Here is a 24,806-nt window from a genome sequence, read left to right as displayed (position 1 = left end):
TTATAGAATTAAAGAATTATAAAGATTTATATAAGCCTGGGCCGAAGAATCCCAAGAATGGTCGATTTTCATGATTAAGTTACGATTTTTTTTGAATCTATCGGTATCGTTGTAAAAATTAATGGCTCTGAAAATGGCAAAGCTGCCTTCGTGTACAGTAGCACCATCGTGTAAAATCCCAAAGCCGTTATCGTCAAAATCCCTTACCGTATCCTTTAATCCTCCAACTTTGTTAACAATTGGAACGGTGCCGTAACGTAGGGCATACATTTGATTGAGTCCGCAAGGCTCTACACGTGAGGGCATTACCAAGAAATCGGCCGCGGCGTAAACAATATGAGCCAAACGTTCGTTATATCCAATATAGTTATTGTAATAACCTGGATGCTGGTATTTTAGTTGATCCAACTGATGTTCTACCGAAGAATCTCCGGAACCTAACATGATAATGGATAGATTTTTATGAACCAATGAATTATTGAAAATTTCAGGTAGCAAATCAGCACCTTTTTCACCTACCAAACGTCCAATAAATGCAAAAAGTGGAAGTTCTGGATTGAGATTGAATTCTTTACATAGCCATTGTTTATTGGCCTTTTTACCAGAGGCAGATGTTTTTATCGAATAATTTTGAATTAAATTATCGTCCGTAGCTGGATCCCAAATCTTATCGTCAATGCCATTCAAAATTCCCACACACTTGCCACTTTCGTAACGTAGCAAATCTTCCAGGCCATTGGCCGCATATTTGAGTTCCTCCATATAATTTGGAGATACTGTAGTTACTTTCCATGCGCATTTTATGGCTGAAGCCAACGGATTTATGAGATGTTTCCAATCCAATAAACCGGCTTTAGAAAAATCGAATGGAGGGATGAGGTGTATTTTATTGTGACTGAACCAGCCTTGGTATTGCCCGTTATGAATGGTCACAACCGTTGGGGTCGTTCTTAATTTATGGTAGGCATAAGATTGTGACATCATAAAAGGAATCAATCCTGTATGATGGTCATGGCAATGTACAATATTTGGTTGCTCTTTCAGTTGGACCAACCAATCCAAAGTAGCGATCTGAAATCCTAAAAAACGCTCTGTATCATTGGAAGAATAAACATATTCAGTATATAGCAAATCTGGAATATGAACAAGATAAAGATCATAACCCAAAGTGTTATCCTCAAGTGTGAGGATGTCAAAACCAAAGGGTCTTCCTAAATTAAAGCGGCCACTAAAGACTCTTTTGAAGGTATGGGATTGGGTAAACTTATTATTATAAAAGGGCATGATGACACTACTGGTCTCACCTAATTTATTCTGATATTTTGGAAGTGCGCCGACCACATCCCCCAAACCACCGACCTTGGCAATAGGATAGCATTCCGCACTGATATGAAATATGTTCATTGGTTAGTTTTATTAGTTCTTTAAAGCTACAAAATATTTGAGCATATCACATACTTATAAAAAAAATAAATTTTAAGACTTTATAAAATCAGTAAAATTTGATGTATTAATGAGATTTACTTTGGTTTGGTATCAAGTTTCGAATGCGGAAGAACCGCTGACCAAGAGTTGGACGGCTTTAAATTGATCGGTGATGAGCTTTAAGGTTAATCCAATATTTTCAATTCGCTGAGCTTCATGAACGAACACTCATTTATGACTGCCTATAATCGTTTTTAACCGTTCTGTGTTGGTATTTTGAAGTAGATTCCTAACTGTTGGATCTCGTCATTAAGAAATAAATGTGTTTTATCTTTTAGGATTGAATTCAATAATGTGGTCTTGCATACTTGCCGTGGACCGATAAGCACAATGGCTTTTCCTTTACCAATTTTATTGATAATAGATGATTTTATGACGCGCTCAAACATGAAAAACGATTTCAATTCACCAAATAACATGATAATTGGTGAATGTATTCACCAATATTGATGTATTAGAGCAGAAATTACCCAGTTTTATTGAACAAATGCATACATTCCTGCGAAAGCAGGAATCTTTAGTTTCAACGTGGTTAATCTTGATGTTTTATTCGACAAAAGGGGTTGGTTTGAGCGGTACAAAACAAGCACTGGCTCTTCATCATGAGGTTCTTGCCTCTGCCACATTCCTGCGAAGGTAGGAATCTTTAGTTTCAACGTAGATAATCTTATTGTTTTAAAAAAGAAATGAAGTTGATTTGTGCTGTACAAGTCAAGTATCCTCTATCCGTTATAAGGTTCAACGAAGTTAATCTTAGTCTTTTAATTAAAGGAATGAAGTTAATTTGAGCCTATCAAAACAAGTACTTGCTCTCCATCATGAGGTTCCTGCCTCTGCCACATTCCTGCGAAGGCAGGAATCTATAGTTTCAACGTGGTTAATTTTGATGTTTTATTCGACAAAAGGGGTTGGTTTGAGCGGTACAAAACAAGCACTTGCTCTCCATCATGAGGTTCCTGCCTTCGCCACATTCCTGCGAAGGCAGGAATCTTTAGTTTCAACGTGGTTAATCTTGATGTTTTATTCGACAAAAGGGGTTGGTTTGAGCGGTACAAAACAAGCACTGGCTCTTCATCATGAGGTTCCTGCCTCTGCCACATTCCTGCGAAGGCAGGAATCTATAGTTTCAACGTAGATAATCTTATTGTTTTAAAAAAGAAATGAAGTTGATTTGTGCTGTACAAGTCAAGTATTCTCTATCCGTTATAAGGTTCAACGAAGTTAATCTTAGTCTTTTAATAAAAAGAATGAAGTTAATTTGAGCCTATCAAAACAAGTACTTGCTCTCCATCATGAGGTTCCTGCCTCCGCAGGAACTTTGGAGGTTAATCGTTCAACTTCAAAACAGCCATAAACGCCTGTTGTGGAATTTCAACGTTCCCTACCAATCTCATGCGTTTTTTGCCCTTTTTTTGCTTTTCAAGTAGTTTACGTTTACGCGAAATATCACCGCCATAACATTTTGCAGTTACATCTTTACGAAGTGCCTTGATGGTTTCTCTCGAAATAATTTTGGCACCAACAGCAGCCTGAATCGGGATATCAAACTGTTGGCGTGGAATCAATTCTCTTAATTTTTCGCACATTTTCTTACCTATACTTTGGGCATTATCAAAGTGGATCAACGCTGAAAGTGCATCTACTGGCTGACCGTTTAGTAAAATGTCTAAACGTACCAATTTGGAAATTTTCATTCCGATAGGATGGTAATCAAATGAAGCGTAGCCTTTTGAAACGGTTTTCAATCGGTCGTAAAAATCAAAAACGATTTCCGCCAAAGGCATTTCGAAAGTGAGTTCCACCCGTTCTGGGGTCAAATACGTTTGATTGACTACAATCCCTCTTTTTTCAATACAAAGCGACATGACGTTGCCCACAAAGTCCGATTTTGTAATGATGGTTGCTTTAATATAAGGCTCCTCAACTCTGTTAATCGTTGATGGATCAGGTAAGTCAGACGGATTGTTGACGATTAATGGGACATCTGGGTTTTTATTGGTATAAGCGTTGTAAGATACGTTAGGCACTGTAGTGATGACCGTCATATCAAATTCGCGTTCCAATCGTTCCTGGATAATTTCCATATGAAGCATTCCCAAGAATCCACAACGGAATCCAAAACCTAATGCCGCTGAACTTTCTGGAAGAAAAACCAAGGAAGCATCGTTGAGCTGTAGTTTTTCCATCGAATTTCTGAGCTCTTCAAAATCATCGGTATCTACTGGATAAATTCCGGCAAAAACCATTGGTTTTACATCTTCAAAGCCCTCCACGATATTGGTGGTAGGCCTGACAAAATCAGTAATGGTGTCACCTACCTTAACTTCTTTTGCGGTTTTGATCCCCGTTATCAGATAACCAACATCCCCAGCCTTAACGCTTTGTTTGGGAATTTGAGTGAGTTTTAAGGTACCTACTTCATCAGCAATGTATTCTTTATCTGTAGCGACGAATTTAATTCTTTGTCCTTTTTTGATTTCACCATTAAATACTCTAAAATAGGTTTCAATTCCTCTAAACGTGTTATAAACGGAATCAAAGATCAGGGCTTGCAGTGGAGCATCAACATCACCTTTTGGGGCAGGAATGCGTTCAATTACTGCAGCGAGGATATTGTCCACCCCAAAACCGGTTTTTCCACTAGCATGAATGACATCTTCCGGTTTACAACCCAATAACTCGACAATGTCATCTGTGACCTCTTCTGGATTGGCACTTGGTAAATCGACTTTGTTCAATATCGGAATGATTTCCAAATCATTCTCTAAAGCCAAATACAAGTTAGAAATAGTTTGAGCCTGAATACTTTGCGCCGCATCAACAATCAATAAGGCACCTTCACATGCCGCGATTGAACGGGAAACTTCATAGGAGAAATCGACGTGACCGGGCGTATCAATGAGGTTGAGAACATATTTTTCGCCTTTATAGATATAATCCATTTGTATGGCGTGAGATTTTATGGTAATACCACGCTCACGTTCTAAGTCCATACTGTCCAGAAGCTGATTTTGTTTTTCACGTTCGGTTACTGAACCGGTAAAATCCAACAATCGATCTGCAAGTGTACTTTTACCGTGATCAATATGTGCTATAATACAAAAATTTCTAATGTTCTTCATAAAAAAAGGGCTAACTATTGTGCAAATATAACTGATTTATTACGCTTTTAGATGATTTTTATTTATCTAAAAACATTGAAAACTACGGGAATACCGTAATTCTATTTGTGAAACAATTTATATCTTGCATATTTAAACCAAATTTACTTTGAAACACCTTTTGAAGACCTTCCTATTTTTGACTATTTTTCTAGTGGCCGCTCTAGGTTTTTCACAGAATTATGGTATTTCTGGATTCGTAGATGACATCGACGGAAGACCTGTCGCGTTTGCGAATATCATTTTAATGAAAGCTGCCGATTCTGCTGTTGTTAAGGGAGCATCATCCAATGATAAAGGTTTTTTTATTTTCGATAAATTATCATCAGACTCGTATTTGATAAGATTTAGCTTTATTGGATTTACCGATGTTTACAAAACTGTTTTCGTAGATCAAGAGATAGATTTAGGAACAACTGTGTTATATGAATCCTCGGAGGAATTGGATGAAATAAATATTATCGTCAAAAAACCAACGCTTATAAAAGAAGCTGACCGATTGGTGTTTAATATTGAAAACACGGCTTTAATTGAGGGAAATATGTTTGATGTTCTGAAAAGCACTCCCGGTATTTTGGTGCTGGACAATAATATTCAGGTAAAAAACACCACCCCTACGGTCTATATTAATGACAAAAAAGTGCATTTGAGTAGTGAAGAGCTGGTTCAGTTGCTTGAGACTTCATCGGCAAATTCTATAAAATCAGTTGAAGTCATTACCAATCCATCGGCGAAATATGATGCCGAAAGCGGTGCTGTGATTAATATCGTGATGAGTAAAAATTTGGTCACCGGATACCGGGGCAATGTTTTTGCGAATTTCACCCAGGGCGTTTTTCCAAGATACGATGGAGGCATGAGCCACTTTTTCAAGAATGAAAAGATTGACTTTTTTGCCAACTACACCTATTCACATGATAAAATCAATAGAGGCCAGGATGATGTCGTCAATTACTTGGATGGATCCAATACTATTGACCAAACCTTTATGTCCAATACCAATAGAAACACCTGGTCAAAGACCCATAATTTCAACTTCAATTTTGATTATAGCCTCAACGAAAAAAACACCCTAAGCTTATCTTCAAACATGTTGGTTCTACCTTATTTTGAATATAAAATCATAAATAACACAGAAGTTTTTGATGCCAACCAAAATTTAGACTATTATTTTGACGCCACTAATTTTTCGAATGATGATAAATACAATTTAGGCTTTGATCTGGATTTTGTACATCAATTTAAAAAAGCAGGAGAGAAGCTTTCGGCAAACGCACATTTCACGACTTATAATTACAATCGGGATCAGAACGTAAAAAGTAATTACTTTGATAGGAATAATAGCTTTTTAGCAAGTACTGCCTACAGAACCGATAACCATCAGGATACTAAAATCTATACTGCAAAAGCCGATTATACCCTACCTATCGATGAAGCTTCAATTTTAGAAATGGGGGCTAAGGGCTCAAAGATTCAAAGTGCAAGTGACATCACACAATTTGATAGTGTCAACGGAACAGAAACCATTGACCCTAATAATACCAACGCTTTTGACTATGATGAATCCATTTATGCGGGTTATGCCAATTTTTCAAAAGATTGGGAAAAGCTAAGTTTGACGACGGGATTAAGGGTAGAAAAAACATTGGTAGAAGGTCATTCAGCTATAGATAATGTCACCAACACACAAGATTATTTGGAATGGTTTCCAACAGCGAGTTTAAATTATGCCTTTTCAGATAATTTTTCGCTTTATACCAATTACAAAAGAAGCATCGGAAGACCCGATTATCAAAGTTTGAATCCCTTCCAATTTTATTTAAACGATGTGACCATCGTTACCGGAAATCCAAACTTGCAGCCCGTTATAATCAATAATGTGGTATTGGGGACTTCTTTAGGTCAAGGAGTTTACACAATTGAGGCCTATTATAAAACATATCACAATAACATTTTTGAGTTGCCACTTCAGGACAATGTCAACAATATTGTGACCTATACACCTTTAAATCTTGATAAAACGGTTGAGTACGGCCTTGATTTTATTACCTATTTCAATATTGTTGATCCCTGGTCGGTCTATTTTGTAACCTCATTCTATAACGCCGAAGATCAAGGTGTAATTGATGGTTCTGAGTTTAAAAAGAACCAATGGTCAAATTACAGTGTCTTGAGCAACGATGTTACGTTTTTAAAAGACCGCAGTTTGAATGCCAATTTCACTTTAGTTTATTTGAGCAAGAGTATTAGTGGCTTTAGGGAAGTCAAAGATGTGTTAATGTCAAATTTATCCATTTCGAAAAGGATTTTAAAGGATAAGGCCACTATATCATTAGTAGCTACAGATCTTTTCAATACACAGGATTTTAATATCAGTTCACGTTATCTGAACCAAAACAATTCGACCTTTTTTGATCAAGATACACGGACCATCAAGTTAGGGTTTCGATATAAATTTGGTAATACCAACTTAGAGACCAACCAACGTCGGGTAATTGAATCCGAAACGGAACGTTTGGAGAAAAAGGAGAATTGATCCTATCCATTTCTTTAATCCTGCCATTCTGCACCAAATAGATTTGTATCTCGAAGAGTGCTGTTTCAGAATGTCAATCCTTTCAGTCTTGCCATTCTGCAACAAACAGATTTGTATCCCTAGTTCCCCCATTGTGTCTATTGGAAGAGAACATGAGTTTTTTGCCATCGTTTGAAAACACTGGGAAGGCATCAAAGGTATCACTGTGGGTCACACGTTCCAATCCTTTGCCATCAATTCCGATGATGTATAAATTAAAAGGGAAACCACGTTCTGCCTCAAAATTCGAAGAGAAGATAACACGTTCACCATCAGGGAGAAAAAACGGACTCCAATTGGCATTTCCAAGGTTGGTCAACTGTCTTAAATCGCTGCCATCCGCATTACAGATATACAGTTCCATCTCGGTAGGCTGTACCAGACCTTCTTTGAGCAAGCTTTTGTATTCTGCAATTTCTTCATCAGTTTTTGGACGTGACGAACGGAAGATAAGTTTTGTGCCATCAGGCGAGAAGAACGCGCCACCGTCATAGCCCAACTCGAAAGTAATCTGTTTGACATCTGAGCCATCGATATTCATGGTATAGAGATCGAGATCGCCATTTCTAGTGGACGTGAACACAATTTTATCGCCTTGTGGAGAGACCGTAGCTTCGGCATCATAACCGGGTTCATTGGTCAATTGTGCTGTGATATTCCCTTCTAAATCGGCAACAAAAATATCATAGGAATCATAGATGGGCCAAATATATTTTCCGTCCTTTTTTAAAGGTGCATCCGGACATTCTTCATCACCTAAATGTGTAGAGGCGTAAACAATATGTTTATTGTCAGGTAGGAAATAAGCACAGGTTGTTCTGCCTTTTCCAGTACTGATCATAGGTGGCATTTTATCCTCAAAAGTATCGTCAGCGTTCATTAAAAACATCTGGTCACAATTGACGTTCCAGTTGGAGTTATTGGATTGGAATACCAATTGCTTATCGTCAAAACTCCAATACGCTTCAGCATTATCACCTCCAAAAGTGATTTGTTTTAAGGATTTGAAATGCTTTTCATCAGGAAAAATCAGCGAGTCTGTATCTGATCTTTCAATATTTTCAACAACTGGAGCACTGGATTTCTTTTCGTCTTTACAAGATGTAACGACGATGGATAGGAATAGAACAATAAATAAGCGATTCATAAAATGATTGTTTAAATCTGTGGTTTGAGTGTGATAAATTAAATATCCCGCCAAATATCGGGGCTGTCTGAACCATCAAAACCTAAAATGTTTCATTTTTACAATTTAGGTTTCGATAATAAAACGACAAATAATGTCTAATTTTGTATAAAATTAACATATATAATCATGAAATCCATAATAGCATTAATTTTTTTAGTTTTAATTACATCTTGCAAACAAGATACCGTCAAAGAAATAAGCATCAAGGATGATATCGCAGTTTTGGCTTCAGATGCCTATGAAGGCAGAGAAACCGGTACAAAAGGTGAGCAGGAAGCGGCCAAGTATATCTCAGAGCGTTTCAAAGCTTTGGGGTTGCAGCCCAAGGGAACTGATGGCTATTTCCAAGTCTTTAGTTTTAAACCTAAATCTGATCCGCATGCGGAAGTCATTTTTGAAAGCCAAGCCACCGACAGCATGATTACGGGTACCAATGTCTTGGGATATATTGATAATAATGCAAAAAATACAATTATTATTGGCGCCCATTATGATCATTTGGGATATGGTGGTGAAGGGTCATTATACCGCGAAAAGGATAAAGCCATCCACAATGGCGCTGACGATAATGCCAGTGGCGTTGCTGTTCTTCTAAATTTAGCCGCAAAACTAAAAAAAACGAACACGAATAATAATTACCTATTTATGGCCTTTTCGGGAGAAGAGATGGGACTGTTGGGGAGTAATTATTTTGTGAAACATCCCACTTTTGATATCAATACGGCAAACTATATGATCAACATGGATATGGTTGGACGGTTAAAAGCCGATAGTACTTTGGCAGTATATGGTACTGGTACGTCTCCACGCTTCAAACAAGTCTTGCATGCGGTCAACAAGAGCTTCAAATTGGTTGAAGATGAATCTGGCGTAGGCCCCTCTGACCATACCTCATTTTATTTAAACGATATCCCAGTGCTTCACTTCTTTACTGGACAACATGAAGATTACCACAAACCGAGTGATGATGCCGATAAATTGAATTATGAAGGCATGGAACTCATTTCAGATTATATTTTTGATGTGATTGCAGAGCTTGACAATAGCGGAAAATTAGCCTTTAGAAAAACAAAGGACGACAGCGGGGAAATGGCGCGATTTAAAGTAGGCTTAGGCGTGGTACCAGATTATTTGTTTGATGGAAAAGGCATGCGGATTGATGGGCTGAGGGAAGACACGCCTGCCTCCAGAGCGGGATTGTTAAAAGGTGACGTGGTCATTAAATTGGGCGATAGCACCATTACCGACATTTATGGCTATATGCGTGCACTTTCTGTTTTTGAGGAAGGTGATCGGACCAAAGTGGTAGTGGATAGAAATGGCGAAAAAATTGAAGCGGATTTGGAGTTTTAGAAAACTACCATATCTCCTGGAGAAAGATGCGAAGAGCCTACTGGTAATTTATATGCGATGTCCTTGGCCAGAACTCATTTGGTTCCCGTCGTCACATTAACGGCGAAAGTATATAGGTTTAGTTATCAAAAAATTAGATTGGTTAAGACGATATTAGAACCCCACATATCCCCAAACTGATGACGAGATAAATTACGGCCAAAATAAAAAAAACCTTTGCGGCTTTTCTCTTTTGATTGTAATAAAGAATGCTACCTATAATCGCCAATACAATTGAAGGCCCTACCATTATTATAATAAGAGCGGTCAACAAACCATCAAAATTTGGTTCTATAAATATCATAAGGCTTGAACTTTTAAAATTTCTAAATAGTCTTTTTTGTCATCTCTGTAAAACAAGTTCATGGTTTCAAAAGGAATGATCTTATAATCTTTGTTCACAATATGCACACACGACTTTTTTATGGCACGCACATCAAAATTATAGGCATCAATAAATTGCATGATGATCACCCTAAACAAGTTATCATAACCTAAATTGGGTGCTTCAATATTGGGGAGGCAGCACATAATCGATTTTAGATTTTCTTCGGCAACTTCAACGGAATTCCCCGTACTGAACAACTCGATCATCTTGCCGTGCAGCATTTCATCTTGTTCATAAACTATAGTATTCTTACTATTGTCCAATAAATCATTCGGATTGATATAGCGGGTCAAAGGAAAGACTTCGTCACCTAATTTTAAGGCATAACCCATAACCAAAGCATCAGGATTGCAAGGCACGGGTAATAAATCATCACCATTGAAAACCTCTGTTTGCTCTAAAATTTTACGTCGCACTTCCGTTAAAGTCATCCGATCAGTTTCTGGATTAAAATGTTCTAGTCGGCCAGCAATTTGCGTGGGTTGAAGCGTTACGCCCCTCACGCATTTTTGTTTTAGGGCAAAATCTATAATTTTTCCTATTTCATGATCATTTAAACCTTTCTGAAGGGTAACGACCAAGGTTGTCGAGAGATTCAGTTCATTCAAATTATCCAATGCCTGCTGACGAATGGCTGCCAAATCTGCGCCTCTCAGTTCGCGCAAGACGCTGTCCTCAAAAGAATCGAACTGTAAATAAATTTCGAAGTCTGGCGCATAGGTTTTTAATCGGGCCGCAAACGCCTTGTCTTTCGCAATTTTTATTCCATTGGTATTGAGCATCAAATGTCGGATGGGAAGTGTTTTGGCATAATCTAAAATCTCAAAGAATTGTGGATGGATGGTGGGTTCACCTCCTGAAATTTGAACCACATCAGGCTCTTTCTCGTTTTTTACAATGACATCAAGCATTTTCTTGATTTCTTCCAAGGTCCGATGACGGCCGTAAGTAGGGGAAGAACCGGCATAACAGGTAGGGCAGGTGAGGTTGCACCGATCCGTCACTTCTACAATACTCAAACAGGAATGTTGCTCATGATCGGGACACAAGCCGCAGTCGTAAGGACAGCCATAATGCGTTTTGGTGTTGAAAATATAAGGCGTTTCAGAGGGTTTGTTGTAGTTGCGAATATTCTTGTAATATTCAATGTCATCGGCTATTAACACTTTACTGTTACCATGTTCATTGCAGCGTTTTAGCATAAACACATTGCCGTTTTCAAAGACGATCTTGGCATCCACACGTTTCAAGCACACATGACAAAGACTCAAGGTGAAATCGTAATAAGTATATTTTCTAACGGGCATATTGGAACAGATTTATGATGGTTTTGTGGTAATAAAGCAAACAAATTAGACAAAGAATTTGAATACTGCTCAATCCAATTACAAAAAAGATATTAGGTTTTATAAATTCGATGAAAAATCGAAAGCTGAAATAGCTGATCATAAAATATTGGAAGAGCATGCCACTTTCTAAATTTTTATGTTTTTGGAGCTGTTTTAGGAAGAGGAACAACAGTATTAAAAACATCAGTTCATATAAGGCAATGGGATGTCGTTTTAAGCCATCACCTAAATCCATTCCCATAAAGAATGAAGTCACTTTACCATAAGTGAACTCATTGATTCCAGATAAAAAACAGCCAATCCGACCAATAAATAAGCCAGCAATAATTGGAAACGTAAACAAATCGCCAGAAGAGCTGGTTTCGCCAATGATTTTTTTTGCCAACTCAACACCCAATAAGCCGCCAAAGAGTCCACCCATAATGGTTTTGGTATTTAGAAGCTGAATGAGGTTGACCATAGTAAATTCAAATATCGGGTTTTCTAAAAACCCAACCAATCGAGATCCTATCAAGGCACCAATGACTGCACCCAAAATGATGGATAAGCGATTCATGGAAGAAATGGAGTCTTCAGTCCCTTTTCGCAAATACAAATAATATCGGAAGCCGATAAAAAACGCCAAATATTCTAAGATCAAATGGATATTGATTTGGTAACCAAATAGCAAAGGCTCAAAAGGGATGGTCAAAATAGCAATGTTTAGAACTTTGAAATTTAGGATAAATTTTGAAAACCACATTGAATTCATCTAGTTCATTCGAGATCAATCCATTCCTTCTTAATGGAGATTTCATGATAAAAAGTATCAAAAATTAATTGTGATTTTTAAGGGGAAATAGCTTTAATCCCTGAAAAGGAATTAAAGACGGAAAGGTTAGAACACATGGTCACGTTTATTAAAAATAAGCATTACAATTTCAATGGAATTTTCATTTTTTAAACGGTATATTAAGGAAATATGCTTATTGACAACGCACTTATGTAAATCTTTGAATATCGATTTTGGACATATATGATTATGGAAAGATAGGTTATGAAGCAAAAGATTGACCTGATTTTCAAATCTTTCAATAATGGTTAAATTCCATGTATCAAATAGTTGCTCAATAATATTTAAGTAAGAATTTTTGGCAGCAATAGACCAAGTTATTTGCATCAATTACTTTTTGAGTTGCTCAATTTTCTGTCTTGCCGCCAGCATGACTTCATCGTGTGTAATGGTTCTGCCATTATCTAAATCGTCCAGACCTTTTTGAATTTGCTTTTTTTGAACCTTGGAAAGTTGCTCATACCAATCAGAATTGCTATCATTTTTGATGGCATATAATTGGGCGATGATGGCATCATCTTGCAATGATGTCAGCCAACTTATTAAATCTAATTTTTTAGCTTCTAAAGTCATAATATCAAATTTACGAAATATTATTATAAGGAAAAGAATTAAACATGAAAGGGTTAAAAAGTAGAATCTATTACTATAGACCAAACAGGTTTCCAAAACCTGTTTGGTCTTAAATAACTGCATTTGCAGAAAAAAAGCTAATTTTGCACTAAAATTTATACAGTGATAAAAATAGGCGACATACAACTTCCAAATTTTCCATTGCTTTTGGCACCTATGGAAGACGTTAGTGACCCACCATTCAGAGCCTTGTGCAAAGAGAATGGTGCCGATGTGGTGTATACCGAGTTTATCTCCAGTGAGGGATTGATTCGTGATGCCGCAAAAAGCATTATGAAATTGGATATCTACGAAAAAGAGCGCCCAGTTGGCATTCAGATTTTTGGAGCCAACTTGGACAGCATGTTGAAAACTATTGATATTGTCCAAAAATCCAATCCTGATATTATTGACATCAATTTTGGTTGTCCCGTAAAAAAAGTTGTGAGCAAAGGCGCTGGTGCGGGCATTTTGAAAGATGTGTGCCTGATGGAGAAACTTACGGAAGAAATGGTTAAACGTACCAATTTGCCCATCACCGTAAAAACCCGTTTAGGTTGGGATCATGATTCGATTAGAATTGTTGAGGTTGCTGAGCGTTTGCAGGATGTGGGTTGCAAGGCTATTTCCATCCATGGACGCACGCGCGCGCAAATGTATAAAGGCAATGCCGATTGGGGACCAATCGCTGAGGTGAAAAATAACCCGCGCATGCATATCCCTGTCTTTGGCAATGGCGATGTAGACACTCCTGAAAAAGCCATGGAAATGCGTGATGTTTACGGATTGGATGGGTGTATGATTGGCCGAGCCAGTATCGGGAATCCTTGGTTCTTTAAACAAGTCAAACATTTCTTCAATACGGGTGAACATTTGGATCCAGTTTCGTTGGAAGAACGCGTGGATGCCGCAAGAAGACATCTTCAAATGGCTATCGATTGGAAAGGTGAAAAATTAGGAGTTTTTGAAACCCGACGACATTATACCAACTATTTCAAAGGCATTCCAAACTTTAAGGAATATCGTACTAAAATGGTGACGAGTGACGACGCGTCAGATGTATTTGCAGCGTTTGATGAGGTGCTGGGAGCTTTTGCTGGCTATGAGTTTGTGTAAATAGCTGGAAGCTGGGAGCACGAAGCACGAAGTTTGAAGAGGGTAGATGGTAGTGGGTAGTAGAGTACATTTGAACCTATAAATATTGATGACGATTGATGTTTTGGAAGATTTAATCGTAAAAAAAACAGTATCAAAAGGATTTCACCTTCCATACAGTTGAAAAGTAAATGGTAAGTTTTTCAGTGCCAAGTCACGCTCGAGTCGATAAAATTTATCTTGAATCTTGAATCTTGAATCTTGAATCCTGAATCCTGAATCCTGAATCTTGAATCTTGAACCCTGAATCTTGAAACTCGGAACCCCGAACCCCGAACCCTAATTCCTAATCAACTTTTCATTGATCCGTTCGGAAGCAATCTTGGAAGCGATCAATCCTAAAACCGCAATGGTTACCAAAACCAATAGAATATTCACGATTTGAATTTTAACGGGATATGGGAGCGAAGGTGTGATCATTACCCATGCGAATTGCTGTTGCAGCACCACAAGGATAAGACCGATCAAAACACCGGCAAATCCACCTAAAATAGTCATTAAACTCCCCTGAAGGAAGAACACACGTCGGATATCTTTGGTTGTTGCACCAATATTATAAAGGGTATGCAAGGAACCTTTTTTATCCAATATCATCATGATCAAAGCGCCAATCACATTAAATAAGGCGATGATGATCACCAAAGTAAAAATGAGATAGACCACCAAATTTTCAGTATTTAACATCTTGTAGAGTGAATCGTTCAGTTGTGCTCTATTCTTGATAATGACATCGGTATCGAAATGATGTAAAATAGCTTTTCTAACTGTTCTTTCATCAACATTTGGCTGAAGTTTTATTTCAATGCTGGTCACTTGATTGTTGGCGTAATCCATCAAGTAGCGTGCGTTTACGATATCGGTATAAACATAAGTACCGTTGAGATCTTCATTCACATCAAAAACGCCAATATTGACCATGTTCAAGGAATTAAAAGCCCCTTTTATTGAAGTGATCTGCCCAACTCCCGGCTTAGGAACGTAGATGTTGAGCGCTTTTCCATAATCCAACACCCCAAAAGATAGTTTGTGTGCAATGCCCCAGCCGGAAACCAATTGGCCACTGCCTTTTTCAAACCATTGGCCTTGGATGATCATGGAATCAATGCTGGTCACCTCCAAATAATGTTCATCCACCCCTTTTAAGGAAGCCAATAAATTCTTATTATCGAATTCTATAATGATCCGTTCCTCAATGATTCTCGAATAGGATGCAATTCCCTCGATTTTTGATAATGTAGTGGAGTCTTTTTCCGTAAGTAAAAATGATTTTCCTTGAGCAGGAAGAATTTTGAGGTCAGGATCTACAAAAGAAGAAAATTCAAGGCTAAAATCCTTTAAGCCTGCGAATCCTGAAAGAACAATAAACAAAGCCGCAGCGGCAACCACCACACCAGAAGCAGCAATAATGGTCATGATATTGATGGCATTATTACTGCTTTTGGTAAAGAGGTATCGCTTAGCGATGTAAAGCGAAAAATTCAATTACTTTTTTTTACGTTTGTCCAGTAAATCAGCGTCCCTGATTGGGTTCTCTTCGCCTCTTAAAGATTTATCAATACGCTCAATATATTCGAGGGAATCATCAATAAAAAACTCCAAGTTGGGCATTCTACGGAGTTGATGTCTCGTGCGTTGTGCCAATTCATGACGAATCAACGCCGTGTTGGAACGGATCCCGACCAGCAAATCTGCAGCTGCCTTATTAGGAAAAATACTTAAATATACTTTGGCCAATGATAAATCGGCCGTTACATTCACCTTACTTACTGAAATGATGATGCCGCGCATACCACCTTTAGTGGCTGCACCTTGAAGCACGTCTACCAAGTCTACCTGCAAAATGCCTCCTATTTTTTTCTGTCTATGACTTTCTTCCATGATTCGTTTTTATAAAAAAGAGCATCAACTCTTGAATTAAATTATTAAATTAAAGCCAATTAGGGCTTATCACCTGCAAAAATAGAGCATATTTAAGGAATATCGTATTTTTGAAAGCATAAAGTTGGATTGGAAGCGTCTTACCAAGGAGCTAATTCAGCTTTGGATTAATTAAAAAGAGATTCCCTCTGGAGTTTATCTTGAGCGGAATCGAAAAACAGGAAAATGGATAAGAAGAGATTCCTGCCTTCGCAGGAATAAATCCCGCCTTCGCGGGAATGACAAGCCTTCGGGGGCATAAGTATGAAAAAAATAGAACATATAGGCATAGCGGTAAAAGACTTAGATGTCTCAAACGACCTATTCGCCGCACTTCTTGGAAAACCACACTACAAAATTGAGGCCGTGGAAAGCGAAGGCGTTCGCACATCATTTTTTGAGGCAGGTCCGAATAAGATTGAATTGCTGGAAGCAACTTCAGCCGACAGCCCAATTGCTAAATTCATAGAAAAGAAAGGGGAGGGCATCCATCATATCGCCTTTTCTGTTGATGATATCGAGGCAGAAATTGAACGGCTTTCAAAAGAAGGATTTACTGTATTAAATAAAACGCCCAAGAAAGGCGCCGACAACAAGTTGGTGACTTTCTTACACCCAAAAAGCACCAATGGTGTTTTGATTGAATTGTGCCAAGAGATAAAACCTTAAATTTGTTGTAAGATTTTAAAATAAGTAGTAATATTGCATCCTCTTAACTGGTCCTATAGCTCAGCTGGTTAGAGCACTTGACTCATAATCAAGTGGTCCCTGGTTCGAGCCCAGGTGGGACCACAAAGAACCCTTCACGTCGAAGGGTTTTTTTGTTCATACTAAATCGCAATCTATCTTCCTATAATTGCCGAATCCTCAATTTCCCTTCAAATACTAATTCATTCCTGACGAATACTAAAACACCACCAACTCAAGCAAAACATCATACTACTTTAGAGGTAAATAAAATATAAATCTTTAAAATATAACAGTATGAAAACCTTAAAAAACAGTATGTTCATCGGGTTGCTGCTCTTGGCAACGTCCGTAATTTCACAAAACAAAGAAGTAGAATTTGACATTTACACCACGTCAGCCTCCAAGGCTTCCCGTTATCTTTTAGCAGATCACGTGGCACTTAGAGATTGCCCTGCAACTCAGTGCCAACAATTGACCACCATTGCCATAGGAACCAATGTGCGATTATTGGCAAAGAGCGAAAGCCCACAAACCATTGATGGCGTTACCAGCAGATGGTACAAAGTAAAAATGGGACCACAGATAGGGTGGATTTGGGGTGGTTTAATTTCCCAAAAAACAATGGTCAGTAACACGAATCCTGAAATTAGATTCGTTTTTGGTGAAGCAGGATTGGACAGTAATGCGCAACAACAATTCCAAATTAGAGCCATCAAGAATGGCGTTGAATTGGATAAAATTTTGCTCAAATCAAATACCTTAACGTATTCTGGAATAGAACTCCTTAAAAATCAAGATCAGGACATCATCAGTTTGAGCTCAAATGAAGAAGGCAATTTTAATGTGAATGACAGCCCAATGTTCGTGGTTTTTAAAGATAACAGATTACAAAAAATGACCTCTTTAACGAGTTCAACGGAAGTACAAAACGATGTTTTTCAATATGCTTACTCATCAGAATGTGAGAATTAAAATCAATTGGCCTATGGCAAAAAAGTGCTGTTTCAAAAATGAAACAGCACTTTTTTATTAGTTATAGATTGGAATTTTTATTTTAGGAAACAAAAAAGAACAAGTAATAAATGATTTATTGATTTGAAATGGAATGTTCAGAAAATCAAAATAATCAAGTCTATGTATTTCAGATTATGATTGTTAAGAGTATAAATCTTCTACTAAAAAGGCATATATTTAATTTATAATTAAAATGGATTTAGAACGAATGCTATTTTATAGGATTTTATGACCCTCTAATAATGTTATAAAACCCTTGCGATATCTCAGTGACTTAATTGAAAATTGTACTCAAAATTATAAAAACTAAAAACCGTGATTTTATGAATGATACCGGAAAAAACCAAAGGAAATCATATTTTTTCAAAACCGCCCTGTCTCTATTTCTTTCATGTATGGCGATAAGCGTTCTTCATCTTCAGGCCCATGAATCATTAAAAAACGGTTTCAATGATAAAACTATAACTCCGAAAGTTACTGTTGGTGCAGATCGACTTTTTTCGGAATACGACTATTTGATAAAAGGAAAAAATATAGCCTTGGTTTCAAATCATACCGGACTATTGTCGAACGGAACCCATTTGGCCGATGCCCTATTCGGTTATAAAGATGCCAATTTGAAGGTTTTGTTTGGTATGCATTTCAATATTCGAAGTAATGATTACTCCCTACCTAAAGACAAAGAAGATGATATAGACCCCCAAACAGGTCTTCCTAAATATTCGTTATACGGTGAACGGCATAAACCATCTGATAAGGCGCTGAAAGATGTTGATGTAATAATTATTGATATTCAGGAAGTCGGAGCTCGATTCTATGAGCACATCAACATTTTAGGTTTTGTAATGGAAGCGGCTTCTGAGAACAATATTGAAGTTGTTGTGTTAGATAGACCCAATCCAATCACAGGACTAAAAACAGATGGTTTTATAACTGATGATGAATTCTTATTTAGTTTTGGAGCCTTTGGAAAATTGCCTGTAATTCATGGCATGACCATGGGTGAAATTGCTCAAATGTACAATGGGGAAAAAATGCTGAGAGGAGGTAAGGAAGCAAAACTTCATGTTGTAGAAATGTTGGGCTGGCAACGCGATATGTGGTTTGATGAAACTGGTCTTAAATGGATTAAGCCATCTCCTAATTTGCCCGATTTAAATTCGATGATCACCTATACCGGGACTTGTCTTTTTGAAGGCATCAATGTTTCGGCAGGTAGAGGAACAGAAAAACCATTTCAGTATATAGGTGCACCGTGGATAGATAATTTGACCGTTGTCCATACCCTAAATACGCTTGAACTTCCGGGAGTACAATTTGAAAGTATTCAGTTTACACCTAAGAAGATGCCCTTCCATAGTCGTGATCCTTATTTAGCGGGTGAGGTTTGCAATGGTATTTATGTGAATATAACAGACCGTAATCTTTTTGATAGCTACAGGGTTGGTATTTCGATGCTTTGGGCAATTCATAAAACCCATCCAAAAATCATGAAATGGGATCAAGAAACCATGAATAGGCTGGTATCAACAACTCGACTTGAAAACATGATTTATGAGGATAAAACCCCATCAGAAATTTTTGCTTCATGGGAAAATGAACTCAAAGCATTCAATGAGACTAAAACGAAATATCTATTATATTGAAGCTCCTCAGTTAGCGTTTTTCTGATTTGGAAAACTTTAAATTTAAACAGCCATTAATTGATAAAACCATAAGCTATGATTTCGAAACTCTCTCAAAGTATATTCTTGGTCTTAATTCTTACCTTTTTTTCTTGTGGAAATCGAAGCGAAAAGCAGAAGGGCCTGGATACAGTTCATAATTCCATGACCATGTCAACAGATGATGCTCCTATTGTATTGGGTTCAAACCGCACTGCGATTTACCTTCCTTTGTTAATAAACAAGAAAGTGGGAATTGTAGGCAATAATACGACCGTGATATACAAACAGGAAGAGTCTTCAGGTTCAGAGACAAAAAATAATTATACACACCTTGTGGATTCTTTGATTTCATTGGGCGTGGAGGTTGTCAAAGTATTCGCTCCTGAACATGGATTTAGAGGCGAAGAGCCCAATGGTGCCATTATTCCGGATGGTATCGACCCAAAGACGGGGTTGCCTTCAATTTCTTTGTATAAGCCAAAGGCGTCACGAACTTCCGATGGCGATAATACCAAACCGACGCCTGAGCATTTAGAGGGTGTTGATGTGTTGATATTTGATATTCAGGATGTAGGAACTCGATTTTACACCTATATCTCCACCTTGCATTATGTCATGGAGGCTGCCGCCGAACAGGACATCCCGGTCATTGTACTGGACCGACCAAATCCAACAGGACATTATATTGATGGTCCTATTCTTGAACCAGAACATAAAAGCTTTGTGGGCATGGATCCAATCCCAGTCGTTCATGGGTTAACCATCGGCGAATATGCTAAAATGTTGAATGGAGAGAAGTTATTGGCAAATGGAATTCAGGCTGATCTGACCGTAATCGAAATGGAGAACTATGACCACAATAAGCGCTATGATCCGCCGTTGCCACCGTCACCAAATCTTCCCAATGCAACATCTATTAATTTATATCCCAGCCTATGCTTTTTTGAAGGCACAAATGTCAACGAAGGAAGAGGCACTTCAAACCAATTCCAAGTATTTGGATCCCCATTCCTCGACCCAGAGGTATTTCCCTATTCTTACGTGCCTGAACCAAATTCAGCTTCCAAAACACCTAAGCATAATGGTGAAACTTGTTATGGAAGGGATTTGTCAGAAAACCCGAGAATTGACGAGATCAACCTGGATTGGCTTATAGAAGCTTATGAAAACACATCAGATAAAACCAAATTTTTCAACGAAAGTAAATTCACTAGATTGGCAGGAACAACAAAACTTCAGGAACAGGTTGAATCAGGGATGTCATCTGATGAAATCAAGGAGACATGGAAAGACGGATTGGAAAAGTATGCGGCTATAAGAGAAAAATATTTGCTCTATTAAACATCGGGTGTAAATTATTCCCAATCCGTACTTTTTATCAATAGTTATTCAACAATGACTTAAAAAACTACTGATGTGATGGTCAATTTAAAATAAGTACTTTAAAAGTATTAGAATAAAGAGTGGCCATTCGATTTACTTACGTAAGAATAAAATTATCATTTATCTTAACTGTTATAAACACGTTTATGAAATCTTCAATACATCTTTATTTTCTTCTCATAATTCCCATATTCTTTTCAGGTCATCAGATCAAAAAAGATCAAAAGAGCAGCTTAGACAAACGGACTGAAATCTCACGTGTTATAGTTGGAGCGGAACAATTGCTCTCACCGGAATTCTTTTCCAAAATTCAGAATAAACGAATAGGCTTAATTACAAATCACACTGGCTTGTTGCCCGACGGTCAACATCTCATAGATGTCCTTTATAAGCATCCAGAAGTTGAACTGACTTTACTCTTTGGGCCTGAACATGGACTACGAGGGGAAGAAGACAATCACGTTGAGAATGGAATGGACTCTAAGACAGGTTTAAAGATTATTTCACTTTACGGCAAAACACGTAAACCTACCGCTGAGATGTTAGCCCAAGTAGATGTTCTGATTTTTGACATACAAGACATAGGTGCAAGATATTACACTTATATAAAAACCATGTTGTGGGCCCAAGAGGCAGCGGCAGAACAAAAAGTACCATTCATTGTGTTGGATCGTCCAAACCCTATTGGTGGAGATTATGTAGATGGCCCTGTTGAGCCAATTGCCGAAAACGGATCGATTCCAATTACCCATGGCATGACCATTGGGGAACTTGCCCTAATGTTCAATGGAAATCGGAAGAACAATGGACTTGCAGAAGCGGACTTAACAGTCATTCCCATGAAAAACTACGACAGACAGCAATGGTATGACGACACTGGGCTGCCTTGGATAAAACCTTCCCCAAATATGCTTACTCTTAAAACCGCAACGATGTATCCGGCCACCTGCTTAATTGAAGGCACCAATGTATCGGATGGTCGGGGAACGATGCGTCCATTTGAACAGATAGGTGCGCCTTGGATAAACGGTACTAAGTTGGCAGAACATTTAAATAGTTACCAATTGAGTGGTATAGAATTTAAACCAATCCGTTTTGTACCGGATAGTATTGTGGATGGCATTAAAATTTACCCTCCAAAATTTCTGGGTGAAGAAGTGGACGGGATTGAAATGATAGTAACGGATAGGAATACATTCAAATCGGCCCAAGCGGGCATCTATATCTTAGACGCGTTAAGAACATTATATCAAGAGCGACTTGAACTAAGGCAGCGAAGGTTAGATGGTTTGCTCGGTACTCCGGAAGTTCGTTTGAAATTAGAGGCTGGCGAATCCCCAAAAACAATAATAGAGGATTGGGCAATCGAAGTCGATAGTTTTAAACAAAAAAGAAAGCGTTACCTACTTTATTAGCTATTTGATATTTTATTATGGATGATGGCTTCATGCATCGAAGTATTTTACCATTCAACAAAAGAAATCCCCAGACCCACGGTAGTTTGATAGTGGTTATAATCGATCAGATTTTCGCCATAACCGCTAAATATCTGTAAATGGCCTCTCAGGTTATTTCTGATCGGGTACATATAATTAAATTGAATGCTCCCATGATTGTCCTTAAACGACAATGAGTTACGTAACAAAAGATTCAGGCTATGGCCGTTTTTTCGATAGATCACATTCGCTTCGGCGCGCCCAAGATAATCTTCAATCTCTGGGTTGTCATCATCTTCTGAGCCCTCTTTAACCCTAATCCATGGCTTTAAATAGATTTGGAAATTATCGTGTTCCATCGCAAAATGAAAGATTATTCTATTCCAGCTCCTTGAAATAGGATCAGGTCGGCCATTCGATTGATGGTTGAAAGCAAAGCCAGCCATTTTAGCTTCAAAGCCTAAAAAATTGAAATTGAGAGGATAGTTGAAAATCAGCTCAGGTTCGTAATTGAGTTCCCTAAAAGGTCGTGAAAGCTGTTTGTTGTAAACCTGCCAATGGGCTATTTGTGTATAGCCTACCCAAATATCTCCTTTACCAAATAAAAACGATTGGATCAACTTGGTTTTAAAACTGATCTGAAACTTAACTTCGGTGGAGTGAAGTCGGAGCGGTTCATTAAAAGCCGGTTCCTGTCCCACGCTTTGAGGCACTGTATTAATGCGATTGGTCCAATGTACGGGCAATACATAAAAAGGTTGGTAGGAATTCAACCTGAACGTGCCGTTTCTATCCTTGCGATCAAGTTCCCATGCTTGGGACAGCGTCTGGGTGACAATGGAGTCTTTTTTTCTGAATAAGCCTTGGGCGTGTAAATTACTTGTGAATATTAGTAACAGAATGAAAAAAGAAAATCTTATAAATGGCATAAAATAGTAGTGTTGTTTACGCTATTGAAGCGTTATTTTGCAATCTCTGCCAAATATTTATCTCTAATTATTTGTCCAACAGGTTTATTCTGAATTTTGCTTTCCAACCATGAAATGATGTCTAAATACAAAAATGCGCGGCGCTCATAAGGATGATCCTCATAAGTTTTTAAAGTTTTGTGAAGTTCAATAAAAGCGTTTTTCAAATCATGCGGATAAATATCCTGCAAGCCTTTGATAAACTTTATCATTTCCTTTTGAACTTCGTACAGATCGTTAATTTTTATAAGGAACTTATAGGTGCTTTTCAGAAGACTATCCATATGATAATCCACTCCAGCCTCATAATGTGCCACCAAATTCAAAACACGTGCAAAAGTCTGCAAATCTTCACGCATGGACAGTGACTTGTTTGAAATAATCTTATCTAAATAATAAATACAAGCTTTGTTATTCCCTGCCCCAAATTGCAAGCTCGCAAATTTATAGTAAAAAATCATCTTATGGTGTTCATCAAGACGATTGTTGTATTTTTTTAATTTATTTTCAATTCTTGGGATGAGATTCAAGCCTTCCTCAAAACTTCCGTCAATAAAATGCTGATTGATTCTGTGAAAATTCAAATATAAAAAGACCAATGCATCCACGTTTTCGTCCTTTGGGAAGGTTTGATCTTCCAATTGATTTTCTAAAACTTGTAGCTGTTTTAAAAATCTTGGCTTATTTCTGATAAAAAACAGGGCTTCCAAAAGATAATTATTTCCTTTTAAAAAGAAGACGGGATTCAAGCTAATCATGTGCGGATTGTCATAAAACAGATTTACCCATTTTGAAGCGTATTTATAACAGTTTAAAAAATCTTGCAGTAAAAAACTGTACCACAAATAGGAGTTATAAAGCCATAACTTTTCTCTAAAACCAACCTCTGAAATTTTAAATTTTGGTAAGCGATCATTAAAATAGGTCTTTATTTTTTGACCTTCCTCTGCATTTTTTACATAGCCCGTTTTTAAGATAATACTGTACAATTGCAGCGATAAATTGGAAAGTTTACTTGTGATCACATTCAATTCACTCAATTCTTTGGCCTGGAGGGTGAGCTCATCGGCACGTGTACTGATACTTCGTGTTATATACTGTGACTCGATAATTTTTTCGAGTTCTACAATCTCATAAGCGAGATTTTTCTCCTCATGTTGCATGGCAAGTTCCTTGGCCTTATCTAGAATTCTTAAGCTTTGTTTATAAAGGCCTTTGTGATATAAAATAGAGGCAAAATCAAGCTGTTCGCGAATTTGGGAACGGATATTTTGATGTGATGGATTAAGCTTTAGGCTGATTAATATTTGCTTGTACAAATGTGCCTTAACATTCGCCAATTGTTGTTTTTTGACAATTCCCGTTTTTATGATCGCGGGTTCATCGTAGCTCTTGGCTTTGTCCATATAATTAAAAAGATTCAAAAATTTAGAATCGGCATTGACATCAAGCCGCCCAACATACAGCTTAAACTGTCGCTTTTCTGACTTGGTCAACGATTTCACCAACTGAAATAAATTATCTTTATGCTCTTTAGTCATCACGTTAAAATAGCTCTTAAGTGTATAGAAATCAATTAATTATAATATTAAA

General features: G+C 37.7%; 18 protein-coding genes and 1 tRNA gene. 9 read left to right on the top strand and 10 right to left on the bottom strand.

The genetic code is table 11. The features are described 5' to 3' along the window. Window positions 1-1,404, bottom strand: coding sequence for a glycogen synthase (locus tag G6N06_RS05695; protein ID WP_163515108.1), 1,404 nt, complete (start codon window positions 1,402-1,404; stop codon window positions 1-3). 1,406 nt (window positions 1,405-2,810) lie between these two features. After that, window positions 2,811-4,607 (bottom strand): translation elongation factor 4, encoded by a 1,797-nt coding sequence (gene lepA, locus G6N06_RS05690; protein ID WP_163515107.1) that lies wholly within the window; start codon window positions 4,605-4,607, stop codon window positions 2,811-2,813. A 148-nt stretch (window positions 4,608-4,755) separates the two neighbouring features. On the opposite strand from lepA, the gene G6N06_RS05685 reads away from it, so the two are divergent. Continuing rightward, window positions 4,756-7,182, top strand: coding sequence for an outer membrane beta-barrel family protein (locus tag G6N06_RS05685; RefSeq protein ID WP_163515106.1), 2,427 nt, complete (start codon window positions 4,756-4,758; stop codon window positions 7,180-7,182). An 82-nt stretch (window positions 7,183-7,264) separates the two neighbouring features. Here G6N06_RS05685 and G6N06_RS05680 read toward each other — a convergent pair whose 3' ends face one another. After that, complete coding sequence (locus G6N06_RS05680; RefSeq protein WP_163515105.1) at window positions 7,265-8,368, bottom strand: TolB family protein; 1,104 nt, start codon at window positions 8,366-8,368, stop codon at window positions 7,265-7,267. 168 nt (window positions 8,369-8,536) lie between these two features. On the opposite strand from G6N06_RS05680, the gene G6N06_RS05675 reads away from it, so the two are divergent. Then, window positions 8,537-9,763: a M20/M25/M40 family metallo-hydrolase gene (locus G6N06_RS05675; RefSeq protein WP_163515104.1), complete on the top strand. Its 1,227-nt coding sequence runs from the start codon at window positions 8,537-8,539 to the stop codon at window positions 9,761-9,763. 339 nt (window positions 9,764-10,102) lie between these two features. Here G6N06_RS05675 and G6N06_RS05670 read toward each other — a convergent pair whose 3' ends face one another. The 3 genes from G6N06_RS05670 to G6N06_RS05660 all read right to left on the bottom strand — a co-directional run bounded on the left by G6N06_RS05670 (window position 10,103) and on the right by G6N06_RS05660 (window position 12,944). Next, on the bottom strand, window positions 10,103-11,497 hold the full coding sequence (locus G6N06_RS05670; RefSeq protein ID WP_163515103.1) for a radical SAM protein: 1,395 nt from the start codon (window positions 11,495-11,497) through the stop codon (window positions 10,103-10,105). Next, window positions 11,487-12,230, bottom strand: a complete 744-nt coding sequence (locus G6N06_RS05665; RefSeq protein ID WP_163515102.1) for a prolipoprotein diacylglyceryl transferase — start codon at window positions 12,228-12,230, stop codon at window positions 11,487-11,489. The genes G6N06_RS05670 and G6N06_RS05665 overlap by 11 nt, the downstream gene beginning before the upstream one ends. A 471-nt stretch (window positions 12,231-12,701) precedes the next feature. Then, complete coding sequence (locus G6N06_RS05660) at window positions 12,702-12,944, bottom strand: hypothetical protein (RefSeq protein ID WP_163515101.1); 243 nt, start codon at window positions 12,942-12,944, stop codon at window positions 12,702-12,704. Between the two features lie 162 nt (window positions 12,945-13,106). On the opposite strand from G6N06_RS05660, the gene dusB reads away from it, so the two are divergent. Continuing rightward, the gene (gene dusB, locus G6N06_RS05655) at window positions 13,107-14,099 is read left to right on the top strand and encodes a tRNA dihydrouridine synthase DusB (protein WP_163515100.1); all 993 of its coding nucleotides are present in this window, start codon (window positions 13,107-13,109) and stop codon (window positions 14,097-14,099) included. A gap of 318 nt (window positions 14,100-14,417) precedes the next feature. Here the strand turns inward: dusB and G6N06_RS05650 are convergent, their stop codons facing one another. Beyond that, window positions 14,418-15,620, bottom strand: a complete 1,203-nt coding sequence (locus G6N06_RS05650; protein ID WP_163515099.1) for an ABC transporter permease — start codon at window positions 15,618-15,620, stop codon at window positions 14,418-14,420. Beyond that, window positions 15,621-16,016, bottom strand: a complete 396-nt coding sequence (rbfA, locus tag G6N06_RS05645) for a 30S ribosome-binding factor RbfA (RefSeq protein ID WP_163515098.1) — start codon at window positions 16,014-16,016, stop codon at window positions 15,621-15,623. It lies immediately after the preceding gene. A 303-nt stretch (window positions 16,017-16,319) separates the two neighbouring features. Here rbfA and mce point away from each other — a divergent pair, with 303 nt between their 5' ends. The 6 genes from mce to G6N06_RS05615 all read left to right on the top strand — a co-directional run bounded on the left by mce (window position 16,320) and on the right by G6N06_RS05615 (window position 22,224). After that, on the top strand, window positions 16,320-16,724 hold the full coding sequence (mce, locus tag G6N06_RS05640) for a methylmalonyl-CoA epimerase (protein WP_163515097.1): 405 nt from the start codon (window positions 16,320-16,322) through the stop codon (window positions 16,722-16,724). Window positions 16,725-16,773: 49 nt separating this feature from the next. Next, window positions 16,774-16,847: transfer RNA gene (locus G6N06_RS05635), tRNA-Ile, on the top strand. Between the two features lie 192 nt (window positions 16,848-17,039). Continuing rightward, window positions 17,040-17,717, top strand: coding sequence for an SH3 domain-containing protein (locus G6N06_RS05630; RefSeq protein WP_163515096.1), 678 nt, complete (start codon window positions 17,040-17,042; stop codon window positions 17,715-17,717). A gap of 365 nt (window positions 17,718-18,082) precedes the next feature. After that, window positions 18,083-19,405, top strand: coding sequence for an exo-beta-N-acetylmuramidase NamZ family protein (locus tag G6N06_RS05625; protein ID WP_163515095.1), 1,323 nt, complete (start codon window positions 18,083-18,085; stop codon window positions 19,403-19,405). A gap of 75 nt (window positions 19,406-19,480) precedes the next feature. Next, a complete protein-coding gene (locus G6N06_RS05620) occupies window positions 19,481-20,767 on the top strand; it encodes an exo-beta-N-acetylmuramidase NamZ family protein (RefSeq protein ID WP_163515094.1) in 1,287 nt (428 codons plus the stop codon). Window positions 20,768-20,955: 188 nt separating this feature from the next. Further along, window positions 20,956-22,224, top strand: coding sequence for an exo-beta-N-acetylmuramidase NamZ family protein (locus G6N06_RS05615; protein WP_163515093.1), 1,269 nt, complete (start codon window positions 20,956-20,958; stop codon window positions 22,222-22,224). Between the two features lie 47 nt (window positions 22,225-22,271). Here the strand turns inward: G6N06_RS05615 and G6N06_RS05610 are convergent, their stop codons facing one another. Then, a complete protein-coding gene (locus G6N06_RS05610; protein WP_163515092.1) occupies window positions 22,272-23,174 on the bottom strand; it encodes a phospholipase A in 903 nt (300 codons plus the stop codon). A gap of 32 nt (window positions 23,175-23,206) precedes the next feature. Continuing rightward, window positions 23,207-24,754 (bottom strand): hypothetical protein, encoded by a 1,548-nt coding sequence (locus G6N06_RS05605; protein ID WP_163515091.1) that lies wholly within the window; start codon window positions 24,752-24,754, stop codon window positions 23,207-23,209. Between the last annotated feature and the right edge of the window lie 52 nt (window positions 24,755-24,806).

The sequence above is a fragment of the Gelidibacter japonicus genome (assembly GCF_010725055.1).
Taxonomy (GTDB): domain Bacteria; phylum Bacteroidota; class Bacteroidia; order Flavobacteriales; family Flavobacteriaceae; genus Gelidibacter; species Gelidibacter japonicus.
The sequence above is the reverse complement of the archived record's forward strand: the minus strand, read 5'-3'. Positions and strand labels throughout refer to the sequence as shown.

What these genes read in the sequence shown, in the direction of transcription:
- G6N06_RS05675 (WP_163515104.1), top strand. Translation starts at nt 8,537, where the DNA reads ATGAAATCCATAATAGCATTAATTTTTTTAGTTTTAATTACATCTTGC.
- G6N06_RS05695 (WP_163515108.1), bottom strand. Translation starts at nt 1,404, where the DNA reads ATGAACATATTTCATATCAGTGCGGAATGCTATCCTATTGCCAAGGTC.
- G6N06_RS05670 (WP_163515103.1), bottom strand. Translation starts at nt 11,497, where the DNA reads ATGCCCGTTAGAAAATATACTTATTACGATTTCACCTTGAGTCTTTGT.
- G6N06_RS05620 (WP_163515094.1), top strand. Translation starts at nt 19,481, where the DNA reads ATGATTTCGAAACTCTCTCAAAGTATATTCTTGGTCTTAATTCTTACC.
- mce (WP_163515097.1), top strand. Translation starts at nt 16,320, where the DNA reads ATGAAAAAAATAGAACATATAGGCATAGCGGTAAAAGACTTAGATGTC.
- G6N06_RS05605 (WP_163515091.1), bottom strand. Translation starts at nt 24,754, where the DNA reads ATGACTAAAGAGCATAAAGATAATTTATTTCAGTTGGTGAAATCGTTG.
- G6N06_RS05660 (WP_163515101.1), bottom strand. Translation starts at nt 12,944, where the DNA reads ATGACTTTAGAAGCTAAAAAATTAGATTTAATAAGTTGGCTGACATCA.
- G6N06_RS05625 (WP_163515095.1), top strand. Translation starts at nt 18,083, where the DNA reads ATGAATGATACCGGAAAAAACCAAAGGAAATCATATTTTTTCAAAACC.
- G6N06_RS05630 (WP_163515096.1), top strand. Translation starts at nt 17,040, where the DNA reads ATGAAAACCTTAAAAAACAGTATGTTCATCGGGTTGCTGCTCTTGGCA.
- G6N06_RS05615 (WP_163515093.1), top strand. Translation starts at nt 20,956, where the DNA reads ATGAAATCTTCAATACATCTTTATTTTCTTCTCATAATTCCCATATTC.
- G6N06_RS05610 (WP_163515092.1), bottom strand. Translation starts at nt 23,174, where the DNA reads ATGCCATTTATAAGATTTTCTTTTTTCATTCTGTTACTAATATTCACA.
- G6N06_RS05680 (WP_163515105.1), bottom strand. Translation starts at nt 8,368, where the DNA reads ATGAATCGCTTATTTATTGTTCTATTCCTATCCATCGTCGTTACATCT.
- lepA (WP_163515107.1), bottom strand. Translation starts at nt 4,607, where the DNA reads ATGAAGAACATTAGAAATTTTTGTATTATAGCACATATTGATCACGGT.
- rbfA (WP_163515098.1), bottom strand. Translation starts at nt 16,016, where the DNA reads ATGGAAGAAAGTCATAGACAGAAAAAAATAGGAGGCATTTTGCAGGTA.